The organism is Streptomyces sp. NPDC023541, assembly GCF_055559995.1.
In genome coordinates this window covers 161,051-183,674 of sequence record NZ_JBVHJO010000008.1, presented here as the reverse complement: position 1 = coordinate 183,674, position 22,624 = coordinate 161,051, and the positions used below count along the sequence as shown (strand labels likewise).

The window sequence follows — 22,624 nt, the reverse complement described above, 5'->3', positions numbered from 1 at the left end:
CCGCCGCGCGCGGCCCACCATCGCCGCATGCATGTTCGGGTTTCGCTTGTCGCCGCAGCCCGTAGTTCCTCGCTGCTCGCCGAGCGCTTCGACGACGACCGCCCGCTGGACGGAACCGGCTGGCGGGCCGTCGAGTCCGCCGCGCAGGGCCTCGTACCCCTGGGCGCGGCGGAGTTGCGCTACTGCTCGCCGACCCCGCGCAGCCGGGCCACGGGCGAGGCCCTCGGGTACGCGCCCCTGGCCCAGCCGGCGCTGCGCGAGTGCGACATGGGCCGCTGGCGGGGGCTGACCCTCGCCGAGGTGACCGCGCAGGAGCCCGGGGCGGTCGACCAGTGGCTCAGCGACCCGCGGGCCGCCCCGCACGGAGGGGAGTCGCTGCTCGCCTTCATCTCCCGGATCGGCGGGTGGCTCGACACCCGGCCCGCCGACGACGGCGGTGCGATCGTGGCGGTGGCGGAACCCTCCGTGGTCCGCGCCGCCCTGGTCTACGCCCTCAAGGCGCCCCCGCTGGCCTACTGGAACGTGGACGTCCGGCCGCTGTCGACGATGACCCTCACGGGCTGGTCCGGCCAATGGCACCTCTGCCTCCAGGCGCCGGCCTGATCGCGGCGTGAGAGCCCGGGCGGGCCCGGCCGGGGCCGCTCGGGCCCGCGCCGTCTCGTCGACGGGACCGCCTCCGCGGCACCGCCACGGTCCGGTGCGGTCCCCTTCCGGGGCCCGCTCCTGACGCGACCGGCGCAATCGCCGCCGGACGGCGGGCTTTGCTGCTAGACATCTTTCAGAGGGAGCGTGTCGCGCCCGTTCCTTCGGCCAGGCCCTCCCGCCGAGATCCACAACATTGCATAAACGTGCGGACGTACGTATAGTCATGCCATCGATGAGGAGGGTCCGATGGTGGTACGTGTAGCGGTGGCCGGAGCGAGCGGGTACGCGGGCGGAGAAGTCCTGCGCCTGCTGCTCTCGCACCCCGAGGTGGAGATCGGTGCACTCACCGGCAACTCCAACGCCGGGCAGCTCCTCGGCTCCCTGCAACCGCACCTCGTGCCGCTGGCGGGCCGCACCCTGGAAGCGACCACCCCCGAGGTGCTCGCGGGCCACGACGTCGTCTTCCTCGCCCTTCCGCACGGCCAGTCCGCCGCCGTCGCCGCCCAGCTCGGCGACGACGTCCTCGTCGTCGACATGGGCGCCGACCACCGCCTCAAGGACCCGGCCGACTGGGACGCGTTCTACGGCGCCCCCCACGCCGGGACCTGGCCCTACGGGCTCCCCGAACTCCCCGGCGGCCGCGCCGCACTGGAAGGCGCCAAGCGGATCGCCGTCCCCGGCTGCTTCCCCACCGCCGTCTCCCTCGCGCTCTACCCGGCCTACCAGGCGCAGCTCGCCGAGCCCGAGGCCGTGATCGTCGCCGCCACCGGCACCTCCGGCGCGGGCAAGGCGCTCAAGCCGCACCTGCTCGGCGCCGAGGTCATGGGGTCCGTGACCCCGTACGGCGTCGGCGGCAGCCACCGGCACACGCCCGAGATGGTGCAGAACCTCAGCCCGCTCGCCGGCGAGCGGGTCTCCGTCTCCTTCACGCCGACCCTCGTGCCCATGGCCCGCGGCATCCTCGCCACCTGCTCGGCCAAGGCCCTGCCCGGCACGACCGCGGACTCGCTGCGCGCCGCGTACGAGAAGGCGTACGCCGACGAGCCCTTCGTGCACCTGCTGCCCGAGGGCCGGATGCCGTCCACCAAGTCCGTCCACGGCTCCAACGCCGTTCACGTCCAGGTCGCCTACGACGAGTCCGCCCGCCGGATCATCGCCGTCAGCGCCATCGACAACCTCACCAAGGGCACCGCCGGCGGCGCGGTGCAGAGCATGAACATCGCCCTGGGGCTTCACGAGGGCCTGGGCCTTTCGACGATCGGAGTCGCACCGTGAGCGTCACGGCAGCACAGGGATTCACGGCGGCGGGCATCGCCGCCGGGATCAAGGCCAACGGCAACCCGGACCTGGCCCTCGTGGTCAACAACGGGCCGCGCCTCGCCGCCGCGGGCGTCTTCACCTCCAACCGCGTCAAGGCCGCGCCCGTCCACTGGTCCGAACAGGTCCTGCGCGGCGGCACCGTCAGCGCGGTGGTCCTCAACTCCGGCGGGGCCAACGCCTGCACCGGCCCCAAGGGCTTCCAGGACACCCACGCCACCGCGGAGAAGGTCGCCGCCACCCTCAACGAGCACGGCCTCGGCGAGCACAACGCCGGCGAGGTCGCCGTCGCCTCCACCGGCCTGATCGGCGTCCTGCTCCCCATGGACAAGCTGCTTCCCGGCATCGAGACCGCCGCCGCCGCCCTGTCCGAGGACGGCGGCGAGGCCGCCGCCGTCGCCATCAAGACCACCGACACCGTGCACAAGACGGCCACCGTGACCCGGGACGGCTGGACCGTCGGCGGTATGGCCAAGGGCGCCGGCATGCTCGCCCCGGGCCTGGCCACCATGCTGGTCGTGCTCACCACCGACGCCGACGTGGACGGCCCCGCCCTCGACAAGGCGCTGCGCTCCGCCACCCGCACCACCTTCGACCGGGTCGACTCCGACGGCTGCATGTCCACCAACGACACGGTGCTCCTGCTCGCCTCCGGCGCGTCCGGCCGTACGCCCGCCCACGCGGACTTCGCCGAGGCCGTCCGCACGGTCTGCGACGACCTGGCCCGTCAGCTGATCGGCGATGCCGAGGGCGCCAGCAAGGACATCCGCATCGAGGTCATCGGCGCGGCCAGCGAGGACGACGCGGTCGAGGTCGGCCGCTCCATCGCCCGCAACAACCTCCTCAAGTGCGCCATCCACGGCGAGGACCCCAACTGGGGCCGCGTGCTGTCCGCGATCGGCACCACCAGAGCCGCCTTCGACCCGGACCGGCTGAACGTCGCCATCAACGGCGTATGGGTCTGCAAGAACGGCTCCGTCGGCGAGGACCGCGACCTGGTCTCGATGAAGGACCGCGAGGTCCGCATCACCGCGGACCTCTCCACCGGCGGCGAGTCCGCCGTCATCTGGGCCAACGACCTGACCGCCGACTACGTCCACGAGAACAGCGCGTACTCCTCATGAGCGACGAGAAGGCCGGCCTGCCCGGCACCGCCCGCAAGCACACCGCCCTGCCCAAGGCGCGGATCCTCATCGAGGCCCTGCCCTGGCTCAGGCGCCACAACGGCAAGGTCGTCGTCATCAAGTTCGGCGGCAACGCCATGATCGACGAGGACCTCAAGGCCGCCTTCGCCCAGGACGTCGTCTTCCTGCACCAGGCCGGCCTCAAGCCGGTCGTCGTGCACGGCGGCGGCCCGCAGATCAACGCCCAGCTCGACAAACAGGGCCTGGTCAGCGAGTTCAAGGCAGGCCTGCGCGTGACGACCCCGGAGGCCATGGACGTCGTACGGATGGTCCTGGCGGGCCAGGTCCAGCGCGAGCTGGTCGGGCTGCTCAACCAGCACGGTCCGCTCGCCGTCGGCATGACCGGCGAGGACGCCCGCACCATCACCGCGACCAAGCACAGCCCCGAGATCGACGGCGAGGTCGTCGACATCGGCAGGGTCGGCGAGATCACCGACATCGACACCGGCGCGATCGAGGCGCTGCTGGCCGACGGCCGGATCCCGGTCATCTCCTCCATCGCCCGCAGCGCCGACGACCACCACGTCTACAACGTCAACGCCGACACGGCGGCCGCGGCGCTCGCGGCCTCCCTCGGCGCCGAGACGCTGATGGTCCTCACCGACGTCGAGGGCCTCTACGCCGACTGGCCGCACAGCGACGAGGTCATCAGCCGGCTCACCGTCAGCGAGCTGGAGAAGCTGCTGCCCGAGCTGTCCAGCGGCATGGTGCCCAAAATGGAGGGCTGCCTGCACGCCGTACGCAACGGCGTCGGCACCGCCCGCGTCCTCGACGGGCGGGTCCCGCACTCGATCCTGCTGGAGATCTTCACGGACTCCGGCATCGGCACGATGGTCGTGCCCGACCGACAGCCAGGGGGAGCAGCATGACGAAGGGCACCGGCAACCAGGAGTACGGCGCACGGTGGCAGGGCGCGCTGGCCGACAACTACGGCACGCCCGCCCTCGCCCTCGTCCGCGGCCGGGGCGCCCAGGTCTGGGACGCCGACGGCAAGCAGTACACGGACTTCGTCGGCGGTATCGCCGTCAACGCCCTCGGCCACGCGCACCCGGCGATCGTGACGGCCGTGACCGAGCAGATCTCCACGCTCGGCCACGTCTCCAACCTCTTCGCCTCCGAGCCGGTCATCGCGCTCGGCGAGCGGCTGCTCCAGCTCTTCGGCCGCCCCGGCAAGGTCTTCTTCTGCAACTCCGGCGCCGAGAGCATCGAGGCCGCCTTCAAGATCGGCCGGCTGACCGGGCGGACCCACATGGTCGCCACCGACGGGGGCTTCCACGGCCGGACCATGGGCGCCCTCGCGCTCACCGGCCAGCCGAAGAAGCAGGAGCCCTTCCTGCCCCTGCCCGGCGACGTCACCCACGTCCCGTACGGCGACGTCGAGGCCCTGCGGGCCGCCGTCACCGAGGAGACCGCGCTCGTCGTCATCGAGCCGATCCAGGGCGAGAACGGCGTGGTCGTTCCCCCCGCCGGATATCTGACGGCCGCCCGCGAGATCACCCGGGCCACCGGCACCCTGCTGGTCCTCGACGAGGTCCAGACCGGCATCGGCCGCTGCGGCCAGTGGTTCGAGCACCAGGCCCACGAGGGCGTCGAGCCCGACATCGTCACGCTGGCCAAGGGGCTCGGCGGCGGCCTCCCCATCGGGGCCGTCGTCGCCTTCGGACCCACCGCCGACCTGCTGCGGCCCGGCCAGCACGGCACCACCTTCGGCGGGAACCCGGTCGCCTGCGCCGCCGGCCTCGCCGTCATCGACACCATCGCCGCCGACGACCTGCTCGACCGGGTCAAGGCGCGGGGCGAGCGGCTGCGCTCGGGGATCGAGTCCTCGGGCCACCCTCTGGTATCCCACGTCAGGGGTGCCGGCCTGCTCCTGGGTATCGTGCTGACCGAGCCGCTCGCACCCAAGGTGCAGCAAGCGGCCCAGGACGCCGGCTTCCTGGTCAACGCGCCCGCCCCCGACGTCGTACGGCTCATGCCCCCGTACGTACTCACCGAGGCCGAGGCGGACGCGTTCGTCCGGGCGCTGCCCGGCGTCCTCGACGCAGCCCACGGGGACGGATCCGGAGAATGAGACGACGATGAGCCAGGCGCAGGACAACGAGCACGGCGGGCAGGCCGTCCCGCAGACCCGCACCGCGCGTCACCGCCGGATCGTGGACATCCTCAACCGGCAGCCGGTCCGCTCCCAGAGCCAGCTGGCGAAGCTGCTCGCCGACGACGGGCTGAGCGTCACCCAGGCGACGCTCTCCCGCGACCTCGACGAGCTGGGCGCGGTGAAGATCCGCAACACCGGAGGCGAGCTGATCTACGCGGTGCCCAGCGAGGGCGGCTTCCGCACCCCGCAGGCCCCGCTCGGCGAGTCCGCGAAGGAGGAGCGCATGCGGCGCCTCTCCGGGGAGCTGCTGATCTCGGCGGAGGCCTCCGCGAACCTCGTGGTCCTGCGCACCCCGCCGGGCGCGGCGCAGTTCCTCGCCTCGGCCATCGACCAGGCCGAGCTCCGCGAGATCCTCGGCACGATCGCCGGCGACGACACCCTGATGCTGATCAGCCGGGACCCGGCGGGCGGCCAGGCCCTCGCCGACCACCTCCTGCGGCTGGCGCAGAAGGAGGGCTGAGCGGGACGGGCCGGCGGGCGGTCCGGGGCGCCGGAAATCCCCGTGCCGGACCGTCGTTCGCCGACATAGCCTCGGGGCGTGCGCCAACTCGCCCTCGCCCTGGTGGTGTCCGCCGTGACCGCCGCGGTCTACGGGCCCATCGCCCTGCTGTGGTGGCGCCGTGCCCGGATCCGCAGCCGGACGCTCCGGCTCGTCGCCGCCGTCGAGCTGGAGCCGTACCACGCGGCCCTGTTGCGGAACGAGGCGACCGAGGCGGCCGCCGCCGAACTCGTCCTCGCCGGGTACCTCCGCATCGACGACGAAGGTGCCGCGTCCCTGACCGGGCAGGGCCGCGACCCTGCCCGGGCCCCCGACCACCCCATGCCCGCCGCCCTGCTGGAGGCCGTACGCCGGCACGATCCCGAGCCCGTTTCGATCGGCTGGATCGACTGGTGCGACGAGGAGTACCTGCAGCGGCTCAACGCCTACCGGAGCGAACGGCAGACCCTGCTGCCCGAACTCCCGCGGATGCCCGGCGGCGAGGGGAACCCGTTCCTGGCCTGCTGCAGTTGTGTGGGCATCGTCCTGGTGATGTTCTTCTGGGTCCTGGCGAGCGCGCTGCTGGTGACCGGGCGCCCGCACGGTCTGCGGGAATGGGGCTGCGCCGTGGTGGCCGCCCTCGGTCTGTCGGCGCTGCTGACGGCCGAGAAGGCCGGCAGGGTGGTCCGGGAGCGCACCGATTGCGGCGACCCGCTGGGCGACCTGGTGCGCTCCGAGCCGCACCCGGCCTTCGCGGCGCTGGACGAGGAGCAGCGCGCGCTGGTGCTGCTGAGCCTCGGCGACCGCCACACGTGCCGCGGCGCCGAGGTCGTCCACGAGGAGGCCGGCGACGAGGGCGACGAGTGGCTGGACGACAAGGTCTGGTGGGAGGACGCGTACGAGTACCGGGCCGCCGACGAGGACGAGTCGGAGCAGGCGGGGGACGCTAGTAGCGGGTGACGGCGAGCGGTCCGTCCTGCGTGCCGATCGCGATGTGGGGGCGCCGGCCGGGGTCCGCCCAGCGCAGGATCCTCCGCATGTCGCGCGCCGGCACCGACACGCAACCCGCCGTCGCACCCTTGCCGTTCACGTGCAGGAAGACTCCGGCGCCCCGGCCGCGCACCGGCCGGTCGTAGTTGAAGGCGATCAGCAGCGCGTGCGCGTACTGCTTCTCGTAGGTGACCAGATGCTCGGCCTCGCCCGGCGCGCAGTCCGCCGGCAGCGGCTCCACCCAGCGGTTGTAGGCCGCCGAGGCGTTGTCCTGGCACCACCAGGAGTCCGCCTTCACCCGCCGGTAGACGTACGCCGTCCCGGCCGGCGCCCGCCGGATCCCGAAGGCGTACGGCAGCTCGTACAGCCCCGTCGGAGTGGTGTTGGTGCCCTGCGTACGGGTCGCGCCCTCGGTGAGGCCGCCGGCCCCGAAGCGGGCGGGCGCGCTCCCGACCTCGTACCAGCGCCCCGCCCACCGGTCCCACCAGGTCACCCGGCCGGTCGTGGATCCGGGCGCGGGCGCGACGGCGGTGATCAGCTGACTGCCGCCGCCGGTGTCGGCGAGACGGGTGGGCAGGGGCCCGGGTGAGGGCGCGGCCCCTTGGGGGAGCAGCGCCGTGACGATCAGTGAGCCGGTGACGAGAGCGGTACGCAGCACATGTCAGACGGTACGTGCAGGAAGCGGCAGGGGCAGTGCAGGCAGGCCGTCGAGGCTCGTCGCGATGTGCTCCTTCTTCTCGCAGTACTCGGCGAACTCCTCGTCGCTCTTGCGGGCGAGGTGGTCCGCATGGAGGGTGCGCTCGCCCCGGTACTCCATGAAGGGGACGGCGTACCCGCACACATCCGCGATCCGGCGGGCGCGCACCAGGATGATCGCCCGCGCGCCGGGCCCGTCGGCCGTGCCGAACAGGCCGATCAGCTCGGGCCAGCGAGGGTCGTCGCGGAAGACGGCCTCGCCCTCGCCGTGGATGCGCACGATGTTCGGGGGTCCGCTGAAGGCGCACCACATGAGGGTGATCCGGCCGTTCTCGCGGAGGTGGGCGATGGTCTCGGCGCCGCTGCCGCCGAAGTCCAGGTAGGCGAGCCGCTGTTCGTCGATGACGACGAGGGTGCCGGCGCGGCCTTTGGGGGACAGGTTGACGTGGCCGTCACCCGAGAGCGGGGCGGTCGCGGTGAAGAAGACAGGCTGCTCCTCGATGAACGTGCGGAGCCTGCCGTCTATGCGTTCGTAGAGCTTTCCCATGGGCTGATTATCGGCCCGCACGTGTGGAACGGGCCGGAGGATTTCACGTCGCGAGCCCCAATCTGCTGCGACGCAACCCCAGTCCGTATTCGCCGAAGAGCTTGGCGGACCGCTTCAGCAGGGCTGCCAGCTCCGCCCTGTCCGTCTCTCCTTCGAACTGCGCCGGGTGCCACTGGCAGGCGCGCACGGCGGTCCGCGCCGTTTCGCGCGTCCTCGGGTGCCAGTCGTCGATCAGTGCGACGGCGGCCCGCAGCGCGTGGATCCCGCCCCGGGCGCGCAGCAGGCGGAAGGCGGCGCGCCGGATGTGCAGCGGGCCGCGCGGGTCCAGCCGTTCGGCCAGGTGCGCCGGGTCCAGGCGCCCGGCCGCGGGCAGCAGGCCCAGGCTCGCCTCGCGGGCCACGGAAGGCGTCGGGTCGTCCAGCAGTGCGAGCAGGACGGAGTCCTCCACGACGGCGTCCCGGCGCCGCAGGCCGGCCAGCGCGGCGGCCCGGACCGGCCCGGCGGGGTGCGCCACGAGCCCTCGCAGCAGGTCGGTGTCCTCGCCGCGGCCGCACTCGGCGAGTCCGGCCACCGCGTACGGCGACGGCCCGGCGGGATCGGAGACCAGCCAGCGGTAGTGCTCGCGGGGGTCGCCGCCGTCCTGGCCGACCAGCCAGCGGGCGCAGGACCGGACGAGCCCGGAGCTGTCGGCGAGGTGCGAGACGCCCTCGGCGGCCCGGCCGGCCCGGCGCAGCGCGGTGACGCCGGCGGCGCGCACGGCGGGGATCCGGGCGCCGGCCAGCACGTCGATCACCGCGTCGTCCGCCGCGGCCAGAGCGGCGTCGGTCCAGAGTCCGGCCGCCGCCGGGTCGGACTCGGCGGCGGCCCGACGGGCACACTCCAGGCCGTCGGCCCGCCCGGGCCCGGTGAGGGCGAGCCGGACGGCGAACTGCCGCACCTGCCGGTCGGGGCAGTCCAGCAGTTCGGCGAGGACGGCGCCCGTACCGCCGCCCGGCGGCGCCGACGGCCCGGGCAGGTGCCACCAGGGCGAGGCGGCCGCGGCCTGCCGGCGCAGCGCCTCCTCGAACAGTTGCAGGATCCATCCGCCCCGCGAGCGCCGCCCCAGCCGCAGCGCCAGCGGGGTCAGCGCCCGCAGGGTGGCCTCCGGGCGGGCGACGAGAATGCGCTCCAGCACGACGCGGGCCCGGTCCCGTACGGGCGCCGCCGAGTCGGTGGTCAGGACGGCGACCAGCTCCGCGGGGGGGTCCGGCTCGGCGAGGGCCGCCTCGCGGACCCAGCCCCGCGGGTGGCACAGCCGCAGCGCCGGGGGCGCGGGCACCGGCGGCCGCCGCCCGCCGTGGCCCCCGCTGCGGACCTGCTCGGCGAAGGCGAGCCAGACGTCCGGCCCCGAACCGGGCGCCGGCACCGCGGCCGCGCACCCGTCCAGCAGCTCCTCCGCCAGGGCGCGCCCCCTCGCGGCGTCGGTGCCGGCCGCTGCGCCGGCCCCTGTGCGGTTCATCTGTCGCCACCCCTCCCGAAAGTGTTCCGGGCCCCGATCGTAGGCGGGGGTCCGGTTTCGGGCTCGGAATATCTCCCCTGGCCACGAGCCTGCCACCTCCCGTCGATTGACGAAACATACGGAGCAGTGCATAGTTATGCCTGTCGTCGAACGCACCCCACCGAGGAGGAGTCCCGTGACCGAGCGCGTCGTACTCGCCTACTCGGGCGGCCTGGACACCTCCGTCGCCATCGGCTGGATCGCCGAGGAGACGGGCGCCGAGGTCATCGCCGTCGCCGTGGACGTCGGGCAGGGCGGCGAGGACCTGGACCTCATCCGCAAGCGCGCGCTGGCCTGCGGTGCGGTCGAGGCCGAGGTCGCCGACGCCAGGGACGAGTTCGCCGACGAGTACTGCCTCCCGGCGGTCAAGGCGAACGCCCTGTACATGGACCGGTACCCGCTGGTCTCGGCCCTCTCCCGGCCGGTCATCGTCAAGCACCTGGTGGCCGCCGCCCGCAAGCACGGCGCCGGCACCGTCGCCCACGGCTGCACCGGCAAGGGCAACGACCAGGTGCGCTTCGAGGCCGGCATCCAGGCCCTCGCCCCCGACCTGAGGTGCATCGCCCCGGTCCGCGACTACGCGATGACCCGGGACAGGGCCATCGCCTTCGCCGAGAAGGCGCACCTGCCGATCGCCACGACCAAGAAGTCCCCGTACTCCATCGACCAGAACGTCTTCGGGCGCGCCGTCGAGACGGGCTTCCTGGAGGACATCTGGAACGGCCCGATCGAGGACATCTACGAGTACACCTCGGACCCGGCCGTCCCGCGCGAGGCCGACGAGGTCGTCATCTCCTTCGAGGAGGGCGTGCCCGTCGCCCTCGACGGCCGGCCCGTCACCGTCCTGCAGGCCGTCCAGCAGCTCAACGAGCGCGCCGGAGCCCAGGGCGTCGGCCGGATCGACATGGTCGAGGACCGCCTCGTCGGCATCAAGTCCCGCGAGGTCTACGAGGCTCCGGGCGCGATCGCGCTGATCACCGCCCACTGCGAACTGGAGAGCGTCACCGTCGAGCGCGAACTCGCCCGCTACAAGCGGCAGGTCGAGCAGCGCTGGGGCGAGCTGGTCTACGACGGCCTGTGGTTCTCCTCGCTCAAGCGGGCGCTGGACGGCTTCATCGACGAGGCCAACCAGCACGTCACCGGTGACATCCGGATGACCCTGCACGGCGGCCGCGCCGTCGTCACCGGCCGCCGGTCCGAGGAGTCGCTGTACGACTTCGACCTCGCGACCTATGACACCGGCGACACCTTCGACCAGTCCAAGGCGCAGGGCTTCATCGACATCTTCGCCCTGTCGTCGAAGATCGCGGCCAAGCGCGACCTGGCCTGATCCCCCTCCGCCCGGCCGGCCCGAGGACGGCCTCCCCGTTACCTCCGCGGCGGGGAGGCCGTTCTCCATCCACCCATGCAGTCTTGAGGAGCAGTAGCTGTGAGCAGCAACAACGCTGGTGACGTCCGGCTCTGGGGCGGCCGGTTCGCCGACGGTCCCGCCGAGGCCCTCGCGAAGCTGTCCGCGTCGGTCCACTTCGACTGGCGCCTCGCGCCGTACGACATCGCCGGCTCGCGCGCCCACGCCCGCGTGCTGCACACGGCGGGCCTGCTCACGGCCGACGAGCTCCAGCGCATGATCGCCGGCCTGGACCGGCTGGAGGCCGACGTCGCCGACGGCTCCTTCACCGGCACCATCGCCGACGAGGACGTGCACACCGCCCTGGAGCGGGGCTTGCTGGAGCGTCTCGGCGCCGACCTCGGCGGTAAGCTGCGGGCCGGCCGGTCCCGCAACGACCAGGTGGCGACCCTCTTCCGGATGTACCTGCGCGACCACGCCCGGATCATCGGCGGCCTGATCGCCGACCTCCAGGACGCGCTGGTCGGCCTCGCGGAGAGCCATGCCGACGTGGCGATGCCGGGCCGCACCCACCTCCAGCACGCGCAGCCGGTGCTCTTCGCCCACCACGTACTGGCCCACGTACAGGCCCTGTCCCGGGACGCGGAGCGGCTGCGGCAGTGGGACACGCGGACCGCGGTCTCGCCGTACGGCTCCGGGGCGCTGGCCGGTTCCTCGCTGGGCCTGGACCCGGAGGCGGTCGCCGCGGAGCTGGGCTTCGAGCGCGGCTCGGCCGGCAACTCGATCGACGGCACGGCCTCGCGGGACTTCGTCGCCGAGTTCGCCTTCGTCACCGCGATGATCGGGATCAACCTGTCCCGGATCGCGGAGGAGATCATCATCTGGAACACGAAGGAGTTCTCCTTCGTGACGCTGCACGACGCCTTCTCCACCGGCTCGTCGATCATGCCGCAGAAGAAGAACCCGGACATCGCGGAGCTGGCGCGCGGCAAGTCCGGGCGTCTCATCGGCAACCTGACGGGCCTGCTCGCGACCCTCAAGGCACTGCCCCTGGCCTACAACCGGGACCTCCAGGAGGACAAGGAGCCCGTCTTCGACTCCTGCGACACGCTGGAGGTCCTGCTGCCGGCCTTCACCGGCATGATGGCCACGCTCACCGTCAACCGGGAGCGGATGGAGGAGCTGGCCCCGGCGGGCTTCTCGCTCGCCACCGACATCGCGGAGTGGCTGGTGAAGCAGGGCGTCCCCTTCCGGGTGGCGCACGAGGTGGCCGGTGAGTGCGTCAAGGAGTGCGAGGGGCTCGGCATCGAGCTGGAGGAGCTCACGGACGAGCAGTTCGCGAAGATCTCCGAGCACCTGACCCCCGAGGTCCGCACCGTCCTCAACGTCAAGGGCGCGCTCGCCTCCCGCAACGGCCGCGGCGGCACCGCCCCGTCGGCGGTCGCGGTCCAGCTCACCGAGCTGAAGGCCGATCTGGTCATCCAGCACGCCTGGGCCGTCCACAAGCAGTAGCCGCCACCGGCAGGGGCCGCCAACGCCGCCCCCGCCCCGCTGCCCCCGCCGCCCTGCGGCCCGCACGCCCGCCGGAACCCGGGTCCGGGCCTGTACGTCCGCACGCGGCGGAATGCCCGGAGGGGCGGCCGGAGCACATCGCTTCGGCCGCCCCTCCGGCGCGTCCGCCTCCGCCTCAGTCGAGCGGGTGGTCCGGCTCGTAGTTGGTCAGGACACAGCCGTCGACGCTGGACTTCTCCAGCCGGTACCCGGACGGGGCGGAGAAGCCGGGAATGCAGTTCAGATAAAGGAACTGCAGCTGGTAGAGGCCGCGGCGGGACGACGGGCTGTTGGTCTCGACGGCGATGTTCTCCCCGACGAGCAGCCGGCTCGCGGTCTGCTTCAGCTTGCCGTCGTCCTTGTAGTCGGCCAACTGGGCGGCCTTCGCCTTGGTCTGGAGCAGCTTCATGTTCCCGACGGTGTCGAGCCAGCTCAGGTCGCGGGCGCGCTGCCCCGTCGCGGGCTGCCCGCACAGGGCGCGGCCGGTCACGCCCCAGTCCAGGCCACTGCCCTCCACCACCGGCGCGTAGTCGATCGACTCGATGGCGACCGCGGCGGGGTCGGTCGAGAAGTGCTGCTCGCAGTCGAGGCTGTTGCCGACGAGTTTGCGCAGCTCGGCGATGCTGCCGGCGCGCGGGAGCCCCAGGCTTCCCGTCTTGGGCTGGCCCAGCTTCTCGCCCTCGCCCGCGGGATCCTGCGGGGTCTCCAGGTTCGGGCTGCCCGATCCGTCCTCGGAGCCGACGAAGTCGCTGAGGTTGCAGTGTTCGACCAGCGGCTTCTCCCGCTTGTAGCCCTTGGGGACGGGAGCGGTCGGGTTGCAGGTCAGGACCCGCAGGTCGGAGCGGACCAGGGCGAGAGCCGTCTTGGTGCTGGTCGGGAACGCGACGAAGCCCTTGCCGACGAGGACCCGGCTCTCCAGCCCGTACGCGCCGTCACCGCCGTCGATCCTGCCGAGGACGTACTTCTTGTAGCCCTCCTGGAACTGCTTCATGTCCCCGGGAACGGCGATGACGATCTCGCCCTGCCGGACCTTGTCGCTGCAGACGCCCAGCTCCTTCACCGACCACTGCCCGGCCTTGGGGAAGTCGCCCGAGGGCATCCGGGGGTCGTCGGGGTTGTCGCTCAGGTCGTCGCAGTTGGCGAACTGCCGCAGGTACCGCTGTGCCTCGGCGAGCGGGCCCGTACCGGCGGCGGCCGCCGTGGAGGACGATGCAGCCGGTGCGGCCGGAGGCTCGCCCTCCTTGCACGCGGCCAGTGTGGCGAGGCATCCGAGGGTGGCTGTCGCGGCGAGGGTCCGCTGGAGGCGCATGGGTCGCTTTCGTCGGTGACGTCCGGGGGGCATGTGCATGCTAAGTCGCGGCGGGAGCATGATCAAAACCCCGGCCCGCGGCGGCCGTTCACCGCCCCGCGCCCCGTCCGTGCCCCGCGGCCCAGTCCGCCAGGGTGTCGAAGTCCCCGCGGGCCAGGCCGATCTGCTCGTCGATGCGCAGCAGGAGCGTGTGCGCCGGGTGGCGCAGGTCGACGTACTCGCGGTCCAGCGGGGTGATGTCGTCGTCGATCCAGGCGAAGGGGCGCTCGCCCGCGTACTCCAGGATGTACTGGGTCTTCCAGAAGGTGCCGTGCGGAGCCCGGCCGTGCATCACCGGCCAGTCGATGTAGGGCAGCCGGGGCAGGCCCAGGTGGGGGCCTATCCAGTCGTTTGCCTCGTCCTTCCAGGTCGTCGCCCAGACCAGCTCGTACGCGTCCGCGAGCGCGAGCAGCTCCGCGCCGTGGCCGTGGTTCAGCCAGACCCGCAGCGGCTTCGCGCTCTCCTTCTCCGTCCAGCCCGTCGGCCGCATCCGGTGCGTGGAGTACCCCTCCGGTCGGCGCTGCGCCTTGGCCGCGTAGGGGTTCAGTGGTCCGTCGACGTCGATCAGCAGGAGTGGCTTCATCCGGGCAGGATTCTCTTCCGGCCGCCCGCGGGCAGCCCATTTTCCGCAAGAATGAGACGTGCATGTCTCAATCGGTGTATGCTTGTCTCATGGCCATGGATCGTGACCAGGTGCTCCGCGACGCGGCCGCCCTGCTCTCCCGCAAGTCGACCGCCACGATGGACGAGGTCGCCCGCGCCGCCGGAATCGGCCGCGCGACCCTCCACCGGCACTTCGCCGGGCGCGACGCCCTCGTACGCGCCCTCGAAGAGCTCGGCATCCGGGAGTTCGAGGTGGCGTTCGACCATGCCCGCCTCGACGAGGGCACCGCGGTGGAAGCGCTCAGACGCCTCGTCGCCGAGGCCGAGCCCAATGCCCAGCTGCTGGCCTTCCTCGTCACCGAGAACCAGCTTTTCGAGGGCGACGAGGTCAACGAGGGCTGGGCCCGGCTCGACGCCCGCGTCACCGCCCTGTTCCGGCGCGGCCAGGAAGAGGGCGACATCCGGATCGACCTGAGCCCCGCGTGGCTCACCGAGGCCCTCTACGGCCTCATCGGCAGCTGCGCCTGGGCCGTCATGGACGGCCGGGTCGCCGCCAAGGACTTCCAGTACATGATCACCGAGCTGCTGCTCGGTGGCGCCCGACGGAGTGTGGAGAAATGAGCCGTACCGAACAGCTGATACGTCAGACGGGGGTGGAGGAGAAGAGCCGCGGCCGCTGGCTCGCACTCTCCGTGCTCGTCCTGGCCGTGCTGCTCGTCGCGGTCGACGCCACGGTCCTCGGCCTCGCCACACCCTCCCTCAGTGAAGACCTCGAGCCCTCGGGCACCCAGCTGCTGTGGATCGGCGACATCTACTCCTTCGTCATCGCCGGACTCCTGGTCTCCATGGGCTCCCTCGGCGACCGCATAGGCCGCAAGAAGCTGCTCCTCGTCGGCGCCACCGCCTTCGGCGCCGTCTCGGTCCTGAACGCCTACGCGACCAGCCCCGAGATGATGATCGTCGCCCGCGCCCTGCTCGGCGTGGCCGGCGCCACCCTGATGCCGTCCACCCTCGCGCTGATCCGCAACATCTTCACCGACCCCAAGGAACGCAGCCTCGCCATCGGCATCTGGGGTGCCACCGCCTCGGCCGGCGCGGCCGTCGGCCCGGTCGTCGGCGGAGCCCTGCTCCAGCACTTCTGGTGGGGCTCGGTCTTCCTCATCAACCTCCCCGTGATGGTCGCCCTGGTCCTCGTCGGGACCAAGCTGCTGCCCGAATCGAAGAACCCGGTCGCGGGCCCCTGGGACCTCGTCAGCGTCGCCCTCTCCCTCGTCGGCGTGATCGGTGTGGTCTACGCCGTCAAGGAAGCCGCCACGCACGGCATGACCTGGGAGGTCGCCCTCGCCGCGACCCTCGGCGCGGGCGCGCTCTACGCCTTCGTCCGCCGCCAGTTCACCCTGCCGTCCCCGCTGCTCGACATGCGGCTCTTCCGGCACCGCGGCTTCTCCGGCGCGGTCCTCGCCGACCTGCTCACCGTCTTCGGCCTCTCCGGACTGGTCTTCTTCCTCTCCCAGTTCCTCCAGCTCGTGCAGGGCCGCGGCCCGCTGGAGGCCGGCCTGGCCGAACTGCCCGCCGCCATCGGCGCGGTGGCCACCGGCCTGGTCGCGGGCCGGTACGCCCGCCGGTACTCGGTGCGCTCCGTCGTGACCGGCGGCCTCGCCGCCATCGGCCTGGCCCTCGCCGTGCTGACAGTGATCCACAAGGAGAGCGGCTACCCGCTGCTCGGCGCGGCCCTGCTCGTCGTCGGCCTCGGCGCCGGCTTCTCCTTCACCGTCACCGCCGACGTGATCCTCTCCAGCGTGCCCAAGGAGCAGGCCGGTTCGGCCTCCGCCGTCTCCGAGACGGCGTACGAACTCGGCGCCGCCCTCGGCATCGCCCTGCTCGGCTCCATCGTCACCGGCGTCTACCAGGGCTTCACCGCCCCGGCGTCCGTCAGCGGACCGGTGGCCGACGCCGCGCACCAATCCCTCGGCGGAGCCGTGGAGGCCGCCAGGACGCTGGACCCGGACACCGCCGCCCGCATGGTCGGCGCCGCCCAGGAGGCCTTCGTCGACGGCCTGCGGTTCGCCTCCGGCGTCGGCGCGGCCGTACTGCTGGCCACCGCCGCGGCCGCCTGGTTCCTGCTGCGGGGCCAGCGCCTCCAGGGGGGCGTCGAGCACTGACCCGACGCCAAGGGGCGCTGTCCCGGACCGAGTTGACAGTCCATGGAACCCGGGGCACCATCCCGGCGATGGAGATCAACGATCTGACCCCGGCCGAGCGCCGCGTCTGGGACGCCTTCCCGCGCGGCGACGGCGTCGACTTCCGGGAGCACCCCGAGGACAGCTCCGTGGACGGGGCCGGCTGGGGCCCGGGACGCACCCTGCGGGCCGAGGTGCTGCGGGCCCTCCTGCTGGGCGCCGCCCCCGCCGCGGAGGGCCGGGTCGCCGGGCTCAAGATCAAGGGCGCGCGGATCATCGGGAAGCTCGACCTGCGCTACGCGGTGATCGACCACCCGATCCGGATGCGTGACTGCTGGTTCGAACGCAAACCGCTCCTGTACGGAGCCCAGCTGAAGGCCCTCGTCCTCGGCTACTCCACCCTTCCCGGCCTCACCGCGGCCACCGTGCGCGTCGACGTCGTCCTGCGGCTCTCCTGCTGCCACATCAGCGGTCCGGTCCGGCTCCAGGGAGCCAAGATATCCGGCGGCCTCTTCCTCCAGGGTGCGGTGGTGGGCCCCGCGACGGGCGAGGAGGCGGACGAACCGCCGCTCCAGCTCAACCACGCGGAGATCGGCACCGACATCATCGCCAACGACCTGACCGTCCACGGCCAGCTGCGCCTCAACGGCGCCGTCGTCGGCGGCCAGATCAACCTCGACGACGCCTGCCTGCTCGCCCCGGACGGCACCGCCCTGCAGGCCGAGACCCTCACGGTCGGTACCAACCTCCAGGCCGCGCGGGCCCGGACCCAGGGCCGCCTCAACCTCACCGGATCGCGCGTACCCGGCCGCCTCAACCTCGCCCGAGCCGTCCTCGACAACCCGGGCGGCGTCGCCCTTCGCGCCTCCAGCTGCACGGTCGGCGAGACGTGGCTGCCCGCCTGCGAGGACGTGCGGGGCACCGTGAACCTGCGGCGCTCGCAGTTCGACCTGCTGAACATGCGGCCCGGGACCTGGCGGGACCCGCTGCGCCTCGACGGCCTGACCTACCGCGCACTGGGCCCCCACCTGCCCGCCGAGGAGCGGCTGGCCGCACTGGAGACCGGCGAGCCCGTATACCTCCCGTACCCGTACGAACAGCTGGCCGCGGCCTACCGCACGGCGGGCGACGAGGCGGCCGCCCGGACCGTCCAGCTCGCCAAGCTGCGCAGGCACCGCCGCACACTGCCCCGGCACGCGCGCCTGTGGGGCCTCCTCCAGGACGCGACGGTCGGGTACGGCTTCCGGCCGCTGCGCGCGGCGGGCTGGCTGACGGCGCTGCTGCTCACCGGGGCCGTCGCGTTCGCGCTGGAGGAGCCGCGCCCGCTCAAGCAGGGCGAGGCGCCTGACTTCAACGCGGTCTTCTACACCATCGACCTGATGCTGCCGATCATCGGTTTCGGCCAGGAGCAGGCCTTCGCACCGAGCGGCTGGCACCAGTGGCTCTCGTACCTGCTGATCGTGACCGGCTGGATCCTCGCCACCACGACGGCGGCGGGCGTCAGCCGGTCACTGAGGCGGCAGTGACGCCGTGAGGAGCCGGGGGACTAGGCGGCCTTCGCCTTGGTCGCGTACATGTCGACGTACTCCTGGCCCGAGAGCCGCATGACCTCGGCCATCACCGAGTCCGTGACGGCGCGCAGCACGTACCGGTCGCGGTCCATGCCCTCGTAGCGGGAGAACTCCATCGGCTCGCCGAAGCGGACCGTGACCCGGCCCGGGCGCGGCATGCCGGCGCCGCCGGGCTGGAGCTTGTCGGTGCCGATCATCGCGAACGGCACCACGGGGGCACCGGTCATCAGGGTGAGGCGGGCGATGCCGGTGCGGCCGCGGTACAGCCGGCCGTCGGGGGAGCGGGTGCCCTCGGGGTAGATGCCGAAGATCTTGCCCTCTTCGAGGATCCTGCGGCCGGTCATCAGGGCCGCGACGCCGCCGTTCGCACCGTCACGGTCGACGGGGATCATGCCGGAGCCGGTGAAGAACCACGCCATGAGCCGGCCCTTGAGCCCCTTGCCGGTCACGTACTCGTCCTTGCCGATGAAGTGGACCGTGCGGTCGCACACCAGCGGCAGGATCATGGAGTCGATGAAGGTGAGGTGGTTGCCCGCCAGAATCACCGGTCCGGAGCCGGGGATGTTCTCGACGCCCTCCACGCGGGTGCGGAACATCGTGCGCATGACCGGTCCGACAGTGGCTTTGATGAGCTTCGTACGGAACAACGTGGGCCCTCCGGCATCGAAAAGCGGCTCGCGCACCCACCACTCGGCAGTAGCGCAGGTGAGGACGATACTCGCGGGTCAGCTCCGAGCGCACATCGGGTTCACGTGTCGGATACGTATTGTTGACGCGCGTTTTCGCCAAGTTCCCCGGATGTGCCCACGCGGCACCCCCCGCGGCCACCCCCGTTTGCCTACCATCGGCACGCCGATCACGACCGGCACGCTTCACGGCCCTCGGGGCCTTCACGACGAGGAGTGGCACTCATGACGCAGGGTGGGGCAGCGCGGCGCACGGTCCTGGGGGCGGCCGTGATGGCCGCCGGGGCCGGGATCACCGGACTCGCGGCGGGACCGGCCGCCGCCTCCGGGGAGGGTGGCGGGCACGGCGGCGACGGCGGCTTCCGGGACCTTCCGTACCCCACGGTCGTCGGCCACCGCGGCGCCAGCGGCTACCGGCCAGAGCACACGCTCGGCTCCTACCAGCTGGCCCTCGACCTGGGGGCGGACGTCGTCGAGCAGGACCTGGTCCCCACCCGGGACGGCCACCTGGTGTGCCGCCACGAGAACGAGATCGGCGGCACCACCGACGTCGCCGCCCACCCCGAGTTCGCCTCCCGGCGCACCACCAAGTCCGTCGACGGGGTCCAGGTCACCGGCTGGTTCACCGAGGACTTCACCCTCGCCGAGCTGAAGACCCTGCGCGCGAAGGAACGTATCCCCGCCGTCCGCCAGCGCAACACGCTCTACGACGGCCAGTGGGCGGTCCCCACCTTCGAAGAGGTGCTCCGCTGGGCCGACCGTGAGGGCAGGCGGCGCGGCCGGCGCGTCTGGCTGCACGTCGAGACCAAGCACCCCAGCTACTTCCGCGGCCTGGGCCTCGGCCTGGAGGAGCCCCTGGCCCGGCTGCTGCGCCGGTACCGCCGGGACGGCCGCGACGCCGCCGTCTTCCTCCAGTCCTTCGAACCCTCCAGCATCCAGCGGCTCTCCCGGCTGGTCTCCGCGCCCCGCGTGGTCCTGCTCTCCGCCGCCGACACCCGTCCCTGGGACTTCGAACAGGCCAAGGACCCGCGTACGGTCGCCGACCTGGTCAAGCCCGAGGGCCTGAAGTGGATCGCCGGCTTCGCCCAGGGCATCGGCCCCACCATGGACCTGATCCTCCCGCGCGACGCGGCCGGCCGGCTCGGCGCTCCGACCACGCTGGTGAAGGACGCCCACGCCCGCGGGCTGCTGCTGCACCCCTATACCGCGCGCAACGAGAACAGCTTCCTGCCCGCCGAGTACCGCAGGGGTACGGATCCGGCCGCGTACGGCGACGCTCTCGGCGCCTTCCGCACGTACTTCGAACAGGGCATCGACGGGATCTTCACCGACAACCCGGACACCGGACTGCTCGCCGCCGAGGCCTTCCGCCCGGGCCGGCGCCCCGTCAACGGCTGAGCGCCGCTTCCCGAACGAGTGGGCCGCGCCCGGCGGGGAAACCGCCGGGCGCGGCCCACTCGTCCCGCTCGGCATGGACCTGTTGATGGACCCCGACCTCGTCAACGAACTGGGCCCGCTGCTCTCCGCGGAGGCGGCGGCGGAGGCCCCCGGCGCCGGAGTGGACGCGGCCGACCTGGAACAAGCCGTCTGGGTCAGGCTGTTGGAGAGCGGCCGGGGCGCACCCGATCCCGCGGACCCGGCCGAGCCGGCCCGCTGGCTGCGCCGCGCGGTACGGGCCGAGGCCCGGCTCGCCCGGCGCCGCGCGCGCCGCGAGATCCCGTACGACCACCGCCGTCACCGCGTGGAGGACCGCCGGCCGCGGGCGGGCGCCGCCGGCGGGCCCGGGCCGGAGCCCGAGGACGCCCTGCTGCACGGTGAGGAGAACCGCGCCCTCCGATCGGCCGTCGCCCGATTGCCAGGGCGCTGTCCCGAACTGATGAAGGCACTTCTTTCGCCCAGAGACCTCACATACCGTGAAATCGCAGGAGAGTTGGGTATCTCACAAGGAAGTTTAGGGCCCGTGCGTTCCCGTTGCCTGGGATGTCTGCGCAGAATGCTCGCGGCAGAGGTTGCGGCTCCTGGCCTTCGGGGAATGGAGCGGTAGACCAACGGGCTACCAGGTGAGCTGGAGGCATGCGCACATGGGCATGAGCGTGACCATTTCGGCGGCGACTGCCGAGGACGCCGAGCAGATCTTCAAACTGCAGTACCTTGCCTTCCAGCGCGAGGCGGAGCTGTACGGCAACTACCTCATCCAGCCGCTCACCCAGTCCCTGGACTCCCTCAAGGGAGAGCTCGCGACGGACACCGTCCTGGTGGCGCGGCTCGGCGACGAGATCGTCGGAACCGTACGCGGCAGCGTGGACGAAGAGGGCACCGCCAAGATCGCCAAGCTCTGCGTCCACCCGCGCCTGCAGGGACACGGGCTCGGCGCCCGCCTGCTGCGCGCCGTGGAGGAGGCCCTCGCGAGCCCCGGCACCACCACCCGCTTCCGCCTGCACACGGGTCACAAGAGCGAGTCCAACCTGCGCCTCTACCGCAAGGCCGGCTACGTCAAGGTCGGCGGGCGTACGGCGTCCGACGGCGTGCAGCTGGTGATCCTGGAGAAGGAAGCCAAGGACCCGACCGACTTCGCGGTCAGCGCCTGAGCCCGCCCAGGGCCTGTCGTCAACGTCCTGCCCGGCGCTACTTTGACGGCGGGACCCGGGGCTTGCGCAGCCAGAGCATCCCGGTGATCGGCAGGATCACCGGGATGAACAGGTAGCCCATCCCGAACTGCGACCAGACGGTCGTGTCGGGGAAGGACTCCGGGCGCACCAGCGTCCACGTGCCCACGGCCAGCACGCCCGCCAGTTCCGCGGCGCAGCACACCAGCGCCGCCCTGCGCGCCGCCTCGCCGCCGCGCACGAGCGAGTACGTGATGAACGCGTAGGCCAGCGCCGCCACCGCCGACAGCGAGTAGGCCAGCGGCGCCCGGTCGAACTCGGTGGAGATCTGGAAGGCCGACCGCGAGACCGCGCCCACCACCATCACGCCGTACAGCCACACCAGCAGCAGCCCGGGCCCGGAGACCAGCCGCTTGCGCCCGGCGGGAGTGGCGGTCGTCGTCTCGACGTCAGGCACCGGTCGTTCCCCAGATGTCGTAGAGCCGTACTTCGAGGACGGCGAGGACGACCGCGCCGGCGGCCACCGTCACCGATCCCCACTTGGTCCGCTCGGTCAGCGAGAGCATCCCGGCGGCCGGTACCGCGGCGAAGGCGCCGAGCAGGTAGGCCACGAAGATCACCGTGCCCTCGTCGGGCTTCTCGCCCCTGGCCAACCGGACCAGCCCGATCACCAGCTGGGCCAGGACCAGAACGGTCACGACGGCCATGCCGATGAAGTGCCAGTCCTTGGTGGGCTGGTCCCGCAACGCGGCGAAACCGCACCAGGCGGCGAGGGCGAGGGCGGCCACGCCGATGGCGACCGTCAGGGCGTCGAGCATGCAGCGAGGGTATTACGGGCCGAAAGACCCGATGCGCGCGCCCCTTCCCGTACGACCGCTCCGGCGCGGCCGCGTCCCTCGCCGAGGTCGTGGTCTTGACCACAGGGCACCTCGCGAAGGCCCCCGCCGGCGGTCCCCGCAGCGACCCCGCCACAGGCCCGGCGGAGCGTGTCGGCGCAGGTCGGCGATGATGACGGCAGGGTGGGACGGAGGGCGTCGGCCGACCGGCGTTGTCCGGTATGCGGCCAGATTGCGTCCGCTATCCGGACAGCTTTGATCGGTGACGGGATACGTCTGGTTTACTGGGGCCCATGACCACGACGAGCAGCCGCACCCTTGCGACCGAGGCGACGATGACGCCCGG

23 protein-coding genes are annotated in these 22,624 nt (G+C 72.5%); 15 read left to right on the top strand and 8 right to left on the bottom strand.

Annotated elements, in window-relative coordinates:
• The first annotated feature begins 27 nt into the window (after nucleotides 1–27).
• From ACZ3X1_RS21600 to ACZ3X1_RS21570, 7 genes are all read left to right on the top strand, one after another.
• On the top strand, nucleotides 28–603 hold the full coding sequence (locus ACZ3X1_RS21600; RefSeq protein WP_467280651.1) for a histidine phosphatase family protein: 576 nt from the start codon (nucleotides 28–30) through the stop codon (nucleotides 601–603).
• A 288-nt stretch (nucleotides 604–891) separates the two neighbouring features.
• Nucleotides 892–1,920, top strand: coding sequence for an N-acetyl-gamma-glutamyl-phosphate reductase (argC, locus tag ACZ3X1_RS21595; protein ID WP_356813797.1), 1,029 nt, complete (start codon nucleotides 892–894; stop codon nucleotides 1,918–1,920).
• The gene (gene argJ / locus ACZ3X1_RS21590) at nucleotides 1,917–3,086 is read left to right on the top strand and encodes a bifunctional glutamate N-acetyltransferase/amino-acid acetyltransferase ArgJ (RefSeq protein ID WP_356813796.1); all 1,170 of its coding nucleotides are present in this window, start codon (nucleotides 1,917–1,919) and stop codon (nucleotides 3,084–3,086) included. The genes argC and argJ overlap by 4 nt, the downstream gene beginning before the upstream one ends.
• Nucleotides 3,083–4,015 carry an acetylglutamate kinase gene (gene argB / locus ACZ3X1_RS21585; protein ID WP_356813795.1) on the top strand — a complete coding sequence of 311 codons (933 nt, stop codon included), beginning with the start codon at nucleotides 3,083–3,085 and terminating at the stop codon, nucleotides 4,013–4,015. Before argJ ends, argB begins: the two co-directional genes overlap by 4 nt.
• Entirely contained in the window at nucleotides 4,012–5,217 is a 1,206-nt protein-coding gene (locus ACZ3X1_RS21580) for an acetylornithine transaminase (protein WP_356813794.1), read from the top strand. Before argB ends, ACZ3X1_RS21580 begins: the two co-directional genes overlap by 4 nt.
• Nucleotides 5,218–5,224: 7 nt before the next feature.
• On the top strand, nucleotides 5,225–5,761 hold the full coding sequence (locus ACZ3X1_RS21575) for an arginine repressor (RefSeq protein ID WP_030027366.1): 537 nt from the start codon (nucleotides 5,225–5,227) through the stop codon (nucleotides 5,759–5,761).
• 78 nt (nucleotides 5,762–5,839) lie between these two features.
• A complete protein-coding gene (locus ACZ3X1_RS21570) occupies nucleotides 5,840–6,739 on the top strand; it encodes a hypothetical protein (RefSeq protein ID WP_467280650.1) in 900 nt (299 codons plus the stop codon).
• Here the strand turns inward: ACZ3X1_RS21570 and ACZ3X1_RS21565 are convergent.
• From ACZ3X1_RS21565 to ACZ3X1_RS21555, 3 genes are read right to left on the bottom strand one after another with little or no spacing between them, the layout of a single operon-like run.
• The gene (locus ACZ3X1_RS21565; protein WP_467280741.1) at nucleotides 6,726–7,424 is read right to left on the bottom strand and encodes a L,D-transpeptidase family protein; all 699 of its coding nucleotides are present in this window, start codon (nucleotides 7,422–7,424) and stop codon (nucleotides 6,726–6,728) included. The genes ACZ3X1_RS21570 and ACZ3X1_RS21565 overlap by 14 nt on opposite strands.
• A 6-nt stretch (nucleotides 7,425–7,430) precedes the next feature.
• On the bottom strand, nucleotides 7,431–8,012 hold the full coding sequence (locus tag ACZ3X1_RS21560; RefSeq protein ID WP_356813792.1) for a pyridoxamine 5'-phosphate oxidase family protein: 582 nt from the start codon (nucleotides 8,010–8,012) through the stop codon (nucleotides 7,431–7,433).
• Nucleotides 8,013–8,055: 43 nt separating this feature from the next.
• Nucleotides 8,056–9,510 carry a hypothetical protein gene (locus ACZ3X1_RS21555; protein WP_467280649.1) on the bottom strand — a complete coding sequence of 485 codons (1,455 nt, stop codon included), beginning with the start codon at nucleotides 9,508–9,510 and terminating at the stop codon, nucleotides 8,056–8,058.
• A 175-nt stretch (nucleotides 9,511–9,685) separates the two neighbouring features.
• On the opposite strand from ACZ3X1_RS21555, the gene ACZ3X1_RS21550 reads away from it, so the two are divergent.
• Both ACZ3X1_RS21550 and argH read left to right on the top strand, forming a co-directional pair.
• Entirely contained in the window at nucleotides 9,686–10,879 is a 1,194-nt protein-coding gene (locus tag ACZ3X1_RS21550) for an argininosuccinate synthase (RefSeq protein WP_467280648.1), read from the top strand.
• 99 nt (nucleotides 10,880–10,978) lie between these two features.
• A complete protein-coding gene (gene argH / locus ACZ3X1_RS21545) occupies nucleotides 10,979–12,409 on the top strand; it encodes an argininosuccinate lyase (RefSeq protein WP_356814542.1) in 1,431 nt (476 codons plus the stop codon).
• Nucleotides 12,410–12,584: 175 nt separating this feature from the next.
• On the opposite strand, the gene ACZ3X1_RS21540 is transcribed toward argH, so the two are convergent.
• Nucleotides 12,585–13,757 (bottom strand): hypothetical protein, encoded by a 1,173-nt coding sequence (locus ACZ3X1_RS21540; protein ID WP_467280647.1) that lies wholly within the window; start codon nucleotides 13,755–13,757, stop codon nucleotides 12,585–12,587.
• A gap of 88 nt (nucleotides 13,758–13,845) precedes the next feature.
• The gene (locus ACZ3X1_RS21535) at nucleotides 13,846–14,379 is read right to left on the bottom strand and encodes an HAD domain-containing protein (protein ID WP_356814544.1); all 534 of its coding nucleotides are present in this window, start codon (nucleotides 14,377–14,379) and stop codon (nucleotides 13,846–13,848) included.
• 89 nt (nucleotides 14,380–14,468) lie between these two features.
• Here ACZ3X1_RS21535 and ACZ3X1_RS21530 point away from each other — a divergent pair, with 89 nt between their 5' ends.
• The 3 genes from ACZ3X1_RS21530 (at nucleotide 14,469) to ACZ3X1_RS21520 (ending at nucleotide 18,105) form a co-directional block, all read left to right on the top strand.
• Entirely contained in the window at nucleotides 14,469–15,020 is a 552-nt protein-coding gene (locus ACZ3X1_RS21530) for a TetR/AcrR family transcriptional regulator (protein ID WP_362625942.1), read from the top strand.
• Nucleotides 15,017–16,561 carry an MFS transporter gene (locus tag ACZ3X1_RS21525; protein WP_467280646.1) on the top strand — a complete coding sequence of 515 codons (1,545 nt, stop codon included), beginning with the start codon at nucleotides 15,017–15,019 and terminating at the stop codon, nucleotides 16,559–16,561. Before ACZ3X1_RS21530 ends, ACZ3X1_RS21525 begins: the two co-directional genes overlap by 4 nt.
• A 68-nt stretch (nucleotides 16,562–16,629) precedes the next feature.
• Nucleotides 16,630–18,105: a membrane-associated oxidoreductase gene (locus ACZ3X1_RS21520; protein WP_467280645.1), complete on the top strand. Its 1,476-nt coding sequence runs from the start codon at nucleotides 16,630–16,632 to the stop codon at nucleotides 18,103–18,105.
• 20 nt (nucleotides 18,106–18,125) lie between these two features.
• Here the strand turns inward: ACZ3X1_RS21520 and ACZ3X1_RS21515 are convergent, their stop codons facing one another.
• Nucleotides 18,126–18,755, bottom strand: a complete 630-nt coding sequence (locus ACZ3X1_RS21515) for a lysophospholipid acyltransferase family protein (RefSeq protein ID WP_037696105.1) — start codon at nucleotides 18,753–18,755, stop codon at nucleotides 18,126–18,128.
• A 306-nt stretch (nucleotides 18,756–19,061) separates the two neighbouring features.
• On the opposite strand from ACZ3X1_RS21515, the gene ACZ3X1_RS21510 reads away from it, so the two are divergent.
• The 3 genes from ACZ3X1_RS21510 to ACZ3X1_RS21500 all read left to right on the top strand — a co-directional run bounded on the left by ACZ3X1_RS21510 (nucleotide 19,062) and on the right by ACZ3X1_RS21500 (nucleotide 21,424).
• Nucleotides 19,062–20,234, top strand: a complete 1,173-nt coding sequence (locus ACZ3X1_RS21510) for a glycerophosphodiester phosphodiesterase (protein WP_356814548.1) — start codon at nucleotides 19,062–19,064, stop codon at nucleotides 20,232–20,234.
• An 85-nt stretch (nucleotides 20,235–20,319) separates the two neighbouring features.
• Nucleotides 20,320–20,880, top strand: coding sequence for a sigma-70 family RNA polymerase sigma factor (locus tag ACZ3X1_RS21505; protein WP_362625953.1), 561 nt, complete (start codon nucleotides 20,320–20,322; stop codon nucleotides 20,878–20,880).
• A gap of 37 nt (nucleotides 20,881–20,917) precedes the next feature.
• Nucleotides 20,918–21,424 carry a GNAT family N-acetyltransferase gene (locus ACZ3X1_RS21500; protein ID WP_030656084.1) on the top strand — a complete coding sequence of 169 codons (507 nt, stop codon included), beginning with the start codon at nucleotides 20,918–20,920 and terminating at the stop codon, nucleotides 21,422–21,424.
• Nucleotides 21,425–21,461: 37 nt separating this feature from the next.
• On the opposite strand, the gene ACZ3X1_RS21495 is transcribed toward ACZ3X1_RS21500, so the two are convergent.
• Nucleotides 21,462–21,899 (bottom strand): hypothetical protein, encoded by a 438-nt coding sequence (locus ACZ3X1_RS21495; RefSeq protein ID WP_467280644.1) that lies wholly within the window; start codon nucleotides 21,897–21,899, stop codon nucleotides 21,462–21,464.
• Nucleotides 21,892–22,260, bottom strand: a complete 369-nt coding sequence (locus tag ACZ3X1_RS21490; RefSeq protein WP_467280643.1) for a hypothetical protein — start codon at nucleotides 22,258–22,260, stop codon at nucleotides 21,892–21,894. Before ACZ3X1_RS21490 ends, ACZ3X1_RS21495 begins: the two co-directional genes overlap by 8 nt.
• Between the last annotated feature and the right edge of the window lie 364 nt (nucleotides 22,261–22,624).